The 10,251-nt window shown below is 71.2% G+C and carries 9 protein-coding genes; 1 reads left to right on the top strand and 8 read right to left on the bottom strand.

What is annotated here, in order from left to right; all coding sequences use genetic code 11:
* Window positions 1–97: 97 nt before the first annotated feature.
* The 8 genes from NON00_RS22750 to NON00_RS22715 form a co-directional block, all read right to left on the bottom strand.
* Entirely contained in the window at window positions 98–1,300 is a 1,203-nt protein-coding gene (locus NON00_RS22750) for a CaiB/BaiF CoA-transferase family protein (protein WP_256025064.1), read from the bottom strand.
* A gap of 52 nt (window positions 1,301–1,352) precedes the next feature.
* Window positions 1,353–2,675 (bottom strand): SLC13 family permease, encoded by a 1,323-nt coding sequence (locus NON00_RS22745; protein WP_256025063.1) that lies wholly within the window; start codon window positions 2,673–2,675, stop codon window positions 1,353–1,355.
* Window positions 2,676–2,843: 168 nt separating this feature from the next.
* The gene (locus NON00_RS22740; protein WP_256025062.1) at window positions 2,844–4,529 is read right to left on the bottom strand and encodes a malonyl-CoA decarboxylase; all 1,686 of its coding nucleotides are present in this window, start codon (window positions 4,527–4,529) and stop codon (window positions 2,844–2,846) included.
* Between the two features lie 138 nt (window positions 4,530–4,667).
* Window positions 4,668–5,336: a GntR family transcriptional regulator gene (locus tag NON00_RS22735; protein WP_256025061.1), complete on the bottom strand. Its 669-nt coding sequence runs from the start codon at window positions 5,334–5,336 to the stop codon at window positions 4,668–4,670.
* A 44-nt stretch (window positions 5,337–5,380) separates the two neighbouring features.
* The gene (gene eutC / locus NON00_RS22730) at window positions 5,381–6,145 is read right to left on the bottom strand and encodes an ethanolamine ammonia-lyase subunit EutC (RefSeq protein ID WP_256025060.1); all 765 of its coding nucleotides are present in this window, start codon (window positions 6,143–6,145) and stop codon (window positions 5,381–5,383) included.
* 172 nt (window positions 6,146–6,317) lie between these two features.
* Window positions 6,318–7,832: a serine hydrolase gene (locus tag NON00_RS22725; protein ID WP_256025058.1), complete on the bottom strand. Its 1,515-nt coding sequence runs from the start codon at window positions 7,830–7,832 to the stop codon at window positions 6,318–6,320.
* 67 nt (window positions 7,833–7,899) lie between these two features.
* Entirely contained in the window at window positions 7,900–8,598 is a 699-nt protein-coding gene (locus tag NON00_RS22720; RefSeq protein ID WP_256025057.1) for a MarC family protein, read from the bottom strand.
* Between the two features lie 43 nt (window positions 8,599–8,641).
* Complete coding sequence (locus tag NON00_RS22715; protein ID WP_256025056.1) at window positions 8,642–9,112, bottom strand: Lrp/AsnC family transcriptional regulator; 471 nt, start codon at window positions 9,110–9,112, stop codon at window positions 8,642–8,644.
* Between the two features lie 184 nt (window positions 9,113–9,296).
* Between NON00_RS22715 and NON00_RS22710 the strand changes: the two genes are divergently transcribed.
* A partial coding sequence (locus NON00_RS22710) for a thiamine pyrophosphate-dependent enzyme (RefSeq protein ID WP_256025055.1) occupies window positions 9,297–10,251 on the top strand: 955 nt, incomplete at its 3' end.

The raw sequence follows: 10,251 nt of genomic DNA, 5'->3' as shown, positions 1-10,251 counted from the left end.
TTTCCAAAGGCCTCAGGCCTTTGGTGGCTGCGCGGCACTGCCGCGCAGGTGCAGAGAGGGGCGAAGCCCCTCTCAAGGCCACGGGCCATCCTCCCGGTTAGAGGATGCCTTTTTCCTTCAACTGCGCCACGTCACTCTCGCTATACCCGAGCGAGGCGAGCACCTCCCCGGTGTGCTGGCCCAGCACCGGCGCCGCCGAGCGGTAATCCGCCGGGGTGGCGGAGAGCTTCACCGGGTTGGCGATGACCTTCACCGTCTCGCCGGAGGCGTGCGGCATCTCCACCACCATGTTGCGCGCCACCACATGCGGATCGGCGAAGACATCCTTCAGCGTGTTGATCGGGCCGCAGCCGATCTTCAGCGCCTCCAGCTTCTCGATCCATTCCTTGGTCGGCATGGTCTTCGTCACCGCCGTCATCGTCTCGGTGACGAGGGCGCGGTTGGCGACGCGGGCGGCATTGGTGGCATAGCGCGCATCCGCCAGCAGGTGCTCCAGCCCGAAATTCCGGCAGAAGCGCTCAAAGGTCGGATCATTGCCGATGGAGAGCACCATATAGCCATCGGCCGTCGGGAAGACCTGATAGGGCACGATGTTGGGGTGCTGGTTGCCCAGGCGCGGCGGGTTCTCGCCGGTGGCCAGGTAGTTCATGCCCTGGTTGGCGAGCCAGGCGACATGGGTGTCCAGCATGCCGATATCGATCTGCTGGCCCTGGCCGGTGGCCTGCTTGTGGCGCAGCGCGGCGAGCACGCCGATGGTGCCATACAGGCCGGCGAAGAGATCGGCCACGGGGATGCCGACCTTCTGCGGCTCGCCGGTGATCTCGCCGGTGAGGGACATGACGCCGCCCATCGCCTGGATCAGCGCGTCATAGCCGGGGCGGGGGGCATAGGGGCCGGTCTGGCCGAAGCCGGTGATCGAGCAGTAGATCAGCCCCGGATACTTTTCTTTCAGTTGCTCCCAGCCCAGACCGTACTTGGCCAGGGCGCCGACCTTGAAGTTCTCCACCAGGATATCGGCGCTTTCGAGCAGCCTGTGGATGATCGCCTGCCCCTCGGGCTGGGCGATGTCCACCGTCACCGACTTCTTGTTGCGGTTGACGCCGACGAAATAGGCGCTCTCCCGCGTGTTCGGCACGTAGGGCGGGGCGAAGCCGCGGGTGTCGTCGCCGGCCTCGGGGCGCTCGATCTTGATGATCTCGGCGCCCAGGTCGCCCAGCATCTGCGTGCAGGTGGGGCCGGCCAGCACCCGCGTCAGGTCCACCACGCGCAGGCCCTTCAGCGGGCCACTCGGTTCGGTCATGGTCACTCTCTCGCTCTCGCGGTCAGCATCGGAAAGGCGGGGAAGCGGTGTGTCACAGCCAGCCGGGCAGCACCAGGGCCGCCCAGGCCAGCAGCGGGCCGGCACCGACCACCAGGCCGCTATAGATCAGGAAGCGGCGGAAGAGGCGGTCGCGCTCGGCCTCCGGCGCATTGGCCAGGACCAGGGCGCCATTGGTCGAGAAGGGGCTGACATCGACAATGGTGGCCGAGATGGCGAGCGCCGCGACCATGCCCACCGCGCCGAGCTGGCCGCTGACCATGAAGGGCACGGCCAGCGGGATGATGGCGCCCAGCACGGCGGTGGAGGAGGCGAAGGCCGAGACGATGCCGCCGATATAGCAGAGCAGCAGCCCCGCCAGCAGCGGCGTGCCCAGCTGGGCGACGCTGCCGCTCACCATGGTGATGGCGCCCGACTTCTCCAGCACGCCGATATAGGTGACGACGCCGGCGATCAGCAGCACGGTGGACCAGCTGACCTTGTCGATGGCGCCCTTCTGCGAATTCGGCGCGAAGAGGGCCAGCGCCACGGCGACGGTGATCGCCATCATGCCGACATTGAGGTTGAAGCCGAGCGAGCCGATGCCGAGGATGATGAGCCCGGCCAGGGTCAGCAGCCGGTCGCGGTCGATCGCCGGGGCGGCATGGGCCTCGCCATTGCGCGGGGCGGCGGGGGTGCCGCCATGGCCACGCACGGGCAGGGAGGCGCGGCTGCCCTCCTCGAACTCCTCATGGCGGTCGCCATCGCGCCGGCCGAGCAGCTTGCCGCCACCGAAGACGAAGAACAGCACGATGGAGACGGCGAGGTTGAAGACCAGGCTGGCCAGGAAGAGCGCCGTCTCGTTCGGGTCGAGCCCGGCGCGGGCGACGATCTGGTTGGTGATGCCGCCATAGATGCTGATGGGGGAGAAGCCGCCGCCCTGCGCGCCATGCACGACGAGCAGGCCCATCATCAGTGGGTCGATGCCGTAGTGGCGGGCGAAGCGGAGCGCGATGGGGGCGATGATGGCCACCGCCGCCGGGCTGACGGCGCCCACGGCGGTGAGGATGGCGGCGACGCCGAACATCACCCAGGGAATGGCGGCGATGCGCCCGCCCACCGCGCGCACGGCCCAATGGACCAGCAGGTCGATGGTGCCGTTCTTCTGCGCGATGGCGAAGAGATAGGTGATGCCCACCAGCGTGACGAAGAGATCGCCCGGGAAGCTGGCCAGGATCGCATTGGCCGACATGCCGACCGCGAAGACGCCGACGAGGAAGGCAAAGGCGAAAGCCAGCGCGCCCATGTTGATGGGCAGGGCCGTGCCGAGAATGAACATCACGACAAGCCCCAGGGTCGAGGCAAGGGCAGGGGACATGGTCTTGGAGCGTTCCTGTGCTAGGGCGGAGAACCCGGCGGGGTTTCTTGGTCTTGGCGCCTGCGGTCAAGCCTGGGGGTCTGGCCGGTGGGAGGACGGGGCGGCACGGCGCGGGCCGCCCCTCGCTGTCTGGCCGGGATGGCCCGGCCAGGGATCAGCCCGCAGGCTTCAGCTGGCGGTCTCGCGCCCGGCGGCCGCGGCCTCGGGCTGGGCGGCGCCCGGCGTCACCTGGGGCGCCCCCTGGGATGCCCCCTGGGATGCCCCCTGGGACACCGCAGAGGCAGGGGCAGGGGCCGGAGCGGCGGGCGCGGCGATGGCGGCCGGAGCAGGAGCCGGGGCGGGCGTGGCGACGCCGCCCAGCAGCCGGGGCAGGCGCGTGCGCACCGCCGAGGCCGCCGCCGATGCCGCCGCGGGGGCAGCAGCCGGGGCGGGCAGGCGCGGCTGGGCCAGCATCGCCTCCACCGCCGCCGAGCGCGCGACGGTGCCGGAGCGGGTGAAGGCCTCGTGGTTCGCCTCGATCCGCTCCGGGTCGTAGAGGTAGTTCACCATCACGCCGTAGGATTCCTGCATCCCGCGCGGCGCGGTGTTGCCCAGCCAGTTGATGCGCTCCAGCTGCGCGCCATTGCCGAGATGGAAGCGGGCGACAGGATCGATGGCGCCCATGCCGCTGTTCGGCCGCGTCAGGTATTCGGCGGCGAGGCGCAGCAGCGGGGCACGCAGCGCCGCCTCGCGCGCTGTGTTGCGCCACCACGCGCCTTCCGTCGCCTGGTCCAGCAGCGCGGCGAGGGAAGGCGGGCCGGCCTCCTCGCTGCGCTCCTCCTGCGGGGCGGGGACGAGGGCGGCCAGCGCGCCGCGCTCCTCCGGCGCCAGGGCATTGGCATCGCGCTCCAGCTTGCGGTGCAGCCAGCGGCGGAAGCCCGGCACGGGGGAGAGGGTAGAGAACTGCGTCAGCCCCGGCAGCTCGGCCTTCAGCTCCTCCACAACCTGCTTGATGAGGAAGTTGCCGAAGGAAATGCCGCGCAGCCCGTCCTGGCAGTTGGAGATGGAGTAGAAGATGGCGGTGTCGAAGCCCGCCTCCGGCTGCGGCGCCGGGTCCTTGCTGCGCGCCAGCAGCGGCTGCACGGCGGAGGCCAGGCCCTTCACCAGCGCGACCTCGACGAAGATCAGCGGCTCGCCCGGCAGGGCGCGGTGGAAGAAGCCGAAGCAGCGGCGGTCCGGCGCCAGGCGGCGGCGCAGATCGTCCCAGCCCTCGATCTCGTGCACCGCCTCATACTGGATCAGCTTTTCCAGGATGGCGGCGGGGGTGTCCCAGTCGATGCGGCGCAGCTCCAGGAAGCCGCGGTTGAACCAGGAGGTGAAGAGATGCTGGAGATCGGTGTCCAGCGGCTTCAGCGCCGGCTCGCGCTTCAGGCTGGCCAGCAATTCGCTGCGGAGCGCGACCAGGGCGGCGGTGCCGCCCGGGGCCATGTTCATCCGCCGCAGCACCTCCTGGCGCGGCGGCTCGGCACATTCGAACAGCGCCATGGCCCGCTCCGGCGAGGAGTCCGCCAGATAGGCCTCGGCCGCGGCGCGCAGCTTCTCCTGGTCCGGCAGGAAGTTGCCGGCGAGGAAGTGGCGGAAGGCCGCGCGGTCCCCCGCCTCCAGCCCGCCCATCACCTTCAGCAATTCCCGCGCGACGGCAGCGCCCGAGGCCTCGCCCCGCTCGGAGAGCAGGGCGGCCGTCAGCAGCTTCGCGCGGTCGAGTGGCGGCGTGGCCGCCGCCGGCACATCGGCATAGGGCCGGCCGCGATCGGCGATCCCGGACCAGAGCCGCTCGATCCAGGTGCGCGCGCCAAGGGTGATGGACAGCGCCATGGAACTTCCTCCCGCCTGCGGGGCGGCGTCTGCGCGCCCCGTCCCATGCTCCAGTAGAGCGCAGGACGCGCTCCGCTGGAACAGGGAAATATGCGGGTGAGATAAAATGGACGTTTTTTGTATGCAGAAAGGCGTGTTTCAGCCGATCGCGCCCACACCCTGCATGAAGCGCGCCAGCGCCGCGCTGGCCGAGAGCATGTGCGCCCGCATCAGCTGCGCCGCCTCCTCCCCCGCGCCGCGCAGCATCCGCTCCAGCACCGCCTGATGCTCGGCATAGGATTCCTCGATGCGCCGGTCGCCACGGAACTGCGCGCGGCGGTAAGGCTCCAGCCGCTGGCGCAGCGCCGCCGCGTGCTCGGCCAGCATGCCGTTATGCGTGCCGCGATAGATCAGGGTGTGGAAGTCACGGTTGTAGGTGTCATAGGCGGCCAGGGCGCCCGCCGCCTCCTCCCGCACCGGGCGGAAGCCGGCCTGGAGGCGTTGCAGGGCGAAGCGCTCCGTCGCCGTCATGCGCCAGGTGGCGAAGCGGGCGCACATCGCCTCCGTCTCCGCCAGCAGCTCGAACAATTCGCCGAGCTGCTCCAGCGTCACGCGCGCCACGCGGGCGCCGCGGCGGGGAATGATCTCCACCAGCCCCTGCGCCGCCAGCTCGCGCAGCGCCTCGCGCACCGGCGTGCGGGAAGCGCCGAAGCGCTCGGCCAGCGCGGTTTCGTCGATCTCGGCGCCGGGCGGCAGGCGCCCGGCCTGGATCTCTTCGGCGAGGCCCAGGCGGATGGTCTCGGCCAGGGTCGGGGCGGTGAGGCTCATGCGGCGGATGCTGCGCTGTCCGCCCCCCGCCCGGCAAGGGGCGCTCAGCCGAGCGCGGGGGGCTCCGCCGCCGCCAGGGCGGGCATCTCGTCCTTCAGCCCGATGCCGGTGAGGCCGAGGCGGCGCGCCTCGGTCATCAGCCAGGCGAGCTTCGTGGCCGCCGCCGCATAGGACAGCCCGCCGGAGGTGTGGATGTTGGAGATGCAGTTGCGCTCCGAATCGCGCCGCCCCGGGCGCGGGCCGTGGGTGAGATAGACGCCCAGGCTGTCGGCCACTGAAAGCCCCGGCCGCTCCCCCACCAGCATCACCGCGAGGCTGGCGCCGAGCCCGGCGCCGATCTCGTCGCTGAGCGCCACGCGCGCCTGCGTCGCCAGCACCACGGGGCCGATCTTCCAGCCGGGCAGGCGTTCCAGCGTGGCCTCCAGCAGCGGCACGGCATGGCGCTGCACCGCCGTGGCGGACAGCCCGTCGGCCAGGATGAAGACGGCATCCCAAGCCCCCGGCACCAGCGCCGCCGCATCCTCCGCATGCAGGCGGCGGCCGAGATCGGGGCGGCGCAGATAGGTGGCGCGGTCCGGCGCGCGGCTGCGCAGGGTGAGCACCGGCCTGCCCTCCAGCCGGGCCTGCAGCGCGACAAGATCGAGCGGCGCATGCACGGCATCCCGCGCCTGGGCATGCGCCATCTGGAAGGCCAGCACGGAGGCCAGATCCGGCGCATCCCCCGCCCGGCCCAGGCCGATGCGGGCCGGCGTCGCCGCGCGCAGGGAGGACCAGGGATCGGGGGCGGGGAGGGAAGGGCTCTGGCTCATGCGGGGAGGATGGCAAATTTGCAGAGTTCAGGGAAAGAGCGTTCTTTTTTGAAAAAAAGAACCAAAAAACTTTTTCCAGTTTGGCGTCCCGCCTGGACGGGAGACGGCGGCAGCCTAAAAAAGTCTTTTTGCTTCTTTTTCTTCAGAAAAAGAAGATTCTTTTCATTCTCAATCAATGATCTCGTTCCGCCACCAGCACCCGGCTCCGGTTGGCCACAAGCTTCAGCCCCCCCTCCATCGGCGCCAGCAGGAAGCGCGATGACCAAGGTCCATCCCGCCGCTCGGCCAGGATGCGCCCCTCGCCCATGCCGCGCAGCGTGGCCACCCGGCGCGCCGGGCCGATGCCACAGGCCAGGCGATCCCCCTCCACCGTGAAGCTGGCATGCTCGCCGGGGAAGCGCCATGTGCCCTGGATGGCCTCCAGCCCTTCCTCCGGCGCGGCGGTCACCGGGCGATAGAGGCGCGCGGCATGGCCGACCTCGCCCGCCAGCCCCTCCGCCGTGGCGCGCAGCCGCACCGGCAGATGCGCGGAGAGCGAAACCGCCGCGCCATCCTCCGCCGCGTAAAGCGCCTCGGCCGAACCGAGCACGTGCGCGGCGCCGCCACGGATCTCCAGCCAGTGCGGGCTGCCGGGTTCGGCATAGAGGCCCTCGGGCAGCGGCGCGGCGGGGGTGGGGAGGGGCTGGCCCAGCAGCCCGGCCATCACCCGCAGCGCGGCGCCATAGCTCGCCGTATCCTCGCGGTTGGAGACGATGACGACGCCACAGCCCGCCTCCGGCGCCAGCAGCAGATAGGTCTTGTAGCCGACATGCGAGCCGCCATGCCCGAGCAGCGCCACCGGCCCCAACCGCCCATGGGCGAGGCCGAGGCCATAGCCCGTGGCCCGGCCATCGGCGAGGTGGCGCGGCGCGCCCTGCCGCGCCAGCAGCCCGGCAGCCAGGCCTTCACCTGCCAGCAGCGCCTGCCCCCAGCGCGCGAGGTCATGCCCGCTGCCGGTCAGGCAGCCCGAGGCCGAGAGATGCAGCCCCGCCATGCCCAGCCGCCACGTGCCGCCATCGAGCCAGTAGCCGGGGACAAGGCCCGGCACCGGGTCGGACCAGTGCTCCGGCGCTGTCCAGGCGAGGCCGAGGCTGGCCGAGAGGCGCGCGACGAAGCCGGCGAAGGGATGCCCCCGCCGCGCCAGCGCCGCCTCGACCAGCCGGTAGCCGGTGTTGGAATAGGAAATCTCGTGGCCGGGGGTGAAGTTGAGGGCGCTCTGGCGGCCCAGGAAATCCTCGATGGCGGCGGCCTCGGTCACCTCCGTCACGCTGATGCCGAGCAGCGCCAGCGTCTCGCGCACATCCGGCAGGCCGCCGGTCATGTCGAGCGCGCGGCCGAAGGGGACACCCGCCAGATCGCCGCGCAGGAAAGGGAGATGCGCGCCCAGCGGCTCATCCAGGGCGGGGCCGGCTTCCAGCGCCAGCGCGGCCAGGACATGCTTCGTCACCGAGGCATAGCGCACCACGCTGCCGCCGGAGAAAGGCGCGCCCGTGGCCAGGCTTTCGACGCCGCCCGCCACCTCCACCGCGATGCGCCGCGCATCGAAAGCCAGGATGGCACCGCCCGGCGCCACGCCCTCCCGCCAGGGGGCGGCAACCGCCTCGGCCGCGGCATGCGCGGCGCTCCAGTCAGGGGCGGGGTGGGGCATCGGGGGTTCTCCGGTTATTTGCGAAAGTTCGTGTTCTTTTTTTGGAAAAAAGAACCAAAAAACTTTTTTAGTGGGGTGCGCGGGGGCCGGCGGCGTGCAGGGCGGCCACGAGCATGTCCTGCGCGCCCGTGCTGAGAATCTGCACGCCGATGCAGAGCAGCAGGAAGGCCGCCATGCGCATCACCACCCGCGTGCCGCCACGGCCCAGCAGGCGGATCAGCGCCTCGGACCAGTGATAGGCCAGCCAGACGCACAGCGCCGTCACCGCCGCCGCGGCGCTGACGCCGGCGAAGAAAGAGAACAGCCCGGCACCACTCGCCGGCCGCGCCGAGCCCAGGGTGACAGCCACCGCGATGCTGCCCGGCCCGGTGGTGAAAGGCATGGTGAGCGGGAAGAAGGCCACGTCATCGGCATCGCTGGCGGGGGCGGCCTGCTGCTCCTTGCGGCTTTCATGCTCCTCCGGCGCCATCAGCAGGCTCCAGGCGCGGATGGCGACGACCAGCCCGCCCGCCACCCGCAGCGCCCCCAGCGAGATGCCGAAGAAGTTCAGCACATAGGCCCCGCCCCAGAGCGACACCAGCAGCACCAGCAGCGAATAAAGCCCGACACGGCGGGCGAGGATGGCGCGCTCGGCGCCTTCCCGCCCCGCCATCACCTGGCTGAAGATCAGCGCGGCGCCCAGCGGGTTGACGATGGAGAACAACGCCGGGAAGGCCAGCAGGAAGGCGCCCGTGACGCTGCCATAGGGATTGAGTTCGGCCAGCATGGCGCGATCTTCCCCCGCCCGGCGCGGAATGCAAGCCGCCGCGCTACAGCGGCAGGGCCGTGCTGTTCTTGATCTCGCGCAGCGCGAAGTGGGAGGCGATGTTCTGCACCGCCGGATTGACGAAGACCACCTCCTGCAGGAAGCGCTCGTAATGCGCCGCATCGCGCACCACGGCGCGCAGAATGTAATCCGCGCTGCCGGTCATGGAGAAGCATTGCAGCACCTCCGGCCGCTCGCGGATGGCGCGCTCGAAGGCCTCCAGCGCCTCGCGGTTGTGCTTGGCGAGGGTGACATGGGCGAAGACCGTCTGCCCCAGCCCGAGCCGCGCGGCATCCAGCCGCGCCACATGGTCGAGGATATAGCCCCCCTCCTGCAACGCCTTCAGCCGCCGCCAGGTGGAGGAGGTGGACAGCCCCACCGCCTCCGCCAGCTCCTGCACGCTGAGCCGGGCATCGCGTTGCAGCGCGGCGAGGATGGCGCGCTCGAAATGGTCGAGTTCGGGGGGCTGGGGCATGGACGTTCCTCCCTGCCGTGTGGTCCGGCATGTTCATGCCAAGGATAGGCGGAAACGCGGCATGGGCATGCCGGAATAAGCCCCGGGAATTGCGAAAACGGGAGAGAATTCACCACCCGCGCCGCCCTAGGCTTTCCCCGCAAGGGCCGGCGGCACGACCGGCCCGCTTCAGGGAAACGGACCCATGGGATCGCTCGGATGGCCCGCGCCGCGCGGGGCGGCGGACAGCCCCGCCCCCCTCGCGGAGAGCGGCACGGACTGGCACCGCCTCGCCGCCCTCCTCCACCTCTCCCGCGCGCTGGATGCGCTGGAGGAAGAGGAACTCGTCCCGGCGCGGGAGGTGCTCTACCAGTTCTCCGCCCGCGGGCACGACATGGCGCAGATCCTGCTGGGGCTGCAGCTGACCGGGCGGCATGACGCGGCCTGCGGCTATTACCGCTCCCGCCCGCTGCTGCTGGCGCTCGGCGTGCCGGCGGAGGAGGCGCTGGGCTCCGCCATGGCGCGCGCCGGCGGCTATTCCTCGGGGCGGGATATCGGCGTGGTCTTCAACTACCCCAACCCGCGGGGCGCCTCCGCCCTGCCGATGAGCGGTGGCGTGGGCGCGCAATACACGCCGACGCTGGGCTGGGCCCAGGCCATCGCCTATCACCGCGACGTGCTGGGCGATGCGGCGTGGCAGGGCGCCGTGGCGGTGGTGCTGGGCGGCGATGGCTCGGTGGCCAGCAACGGCTTCTGGGCGGCGCTGAACGCCGCCGCCACCCAGGCCCTGCCGGTGCTGTTCTATGTGGAGGACAACGGCTTCGGCATTTCCGTCCCCGCCACGATGCAGACGCCGGGGGGCGATATCGCCGCCAACCTCGCCGCCTTTGGCGGGCTCCGCGTGCTCTCGGGCGATGGCACGGACCCGGTGGAGGCGGCGGCGCTGATCGCCCGGGCGGTCGGGCATGTGCGGGCGGGGCAGGGGCCCTGCCTGCTGCGGCTGACGGTGCCGCGCTTGCAGGGCCACAGCTTCCAGGACACGCAGGCCTATAAATCCGCCGGGCAGCTGGCCGCCGAGCGGGCGCGCGACCCGCTGCCCCGGCTGCGCGCCGCGCTGGTGCCGGCGGTGATGGCGGCGGAGGCGTGGGAGGCGCTGGCGG

This window comes from Roseomonas sp. GC11 (assembly GCF_024437745.1).
In the GTDB taxonomy this organism is placed as follows: Bacteria; Pseudomonadota; Alphaproteobacteria; order Acetobacterales; family Acetobacteraceae; genus Pseudoroseomonas.
Note: the sequence above shows the minus strand (reverse complement) of the source record. Positions and strands in the feature narration are given on the sequence as shown.

Coding starts and splice junctions, on each gene's coding strand:
- NON00_RS22750 (WP_256025064.1), bottom strand. CDS start 1,300: ATGACCGAACCGAGTGGCCCGCTGAAGGGCCTGCGCGTGGTGGACCTG.
- NON00_RS22745 (WP_256025063.1), bottom strand. CDS start 2,675: ATGTCCCCTGCCCTTGCCTCGACCCTGGGGCTTGTCGTGATGTTCATT.
- NON00_RS22740 (WP_256025062.1), bottom strand. CDS start 4,529: ATGGCGCTGTCCATCACCCTTGGCGCGCGCACCTGGATCGAGCGGCTC.
- NON00_RS22735 (WP_256025061.1), bottom strand. CDS start 5,336: ATGAGCCTCACCGCCCCGACCCTGGCCGAGACCATCCGCCTGGGCCTC.
- eutC (WP_256025060.1), bottom strand. CDS start 6,145: ATGAGCCAGAGCCCTTCCCTCCCCGCCCCCGATCCCTGGTCCTCCCTG.
- NON00_RS22725 (WP_256025058.1), bottom strand. CDS start 7,832: ATGCCCCACCCCGCCCCTGACTGGAGCGCCGCGCATGCCGCGGCCGAG.
- NON00_RS22720 (WP_256025057.1), bottom strand. CDS start 8,598: ATGCTGGCCGAACTCAATCCCTATGGCAGCGTCACGGGCGCCTTCCTG.
- NON00_RS22715 (WP_256025056.1), bottom strand. CDS start 9,112: ATGCCCCAGCCCCCCGAACTCGACCATTTCGAGCGCGCCATCCTCGCC.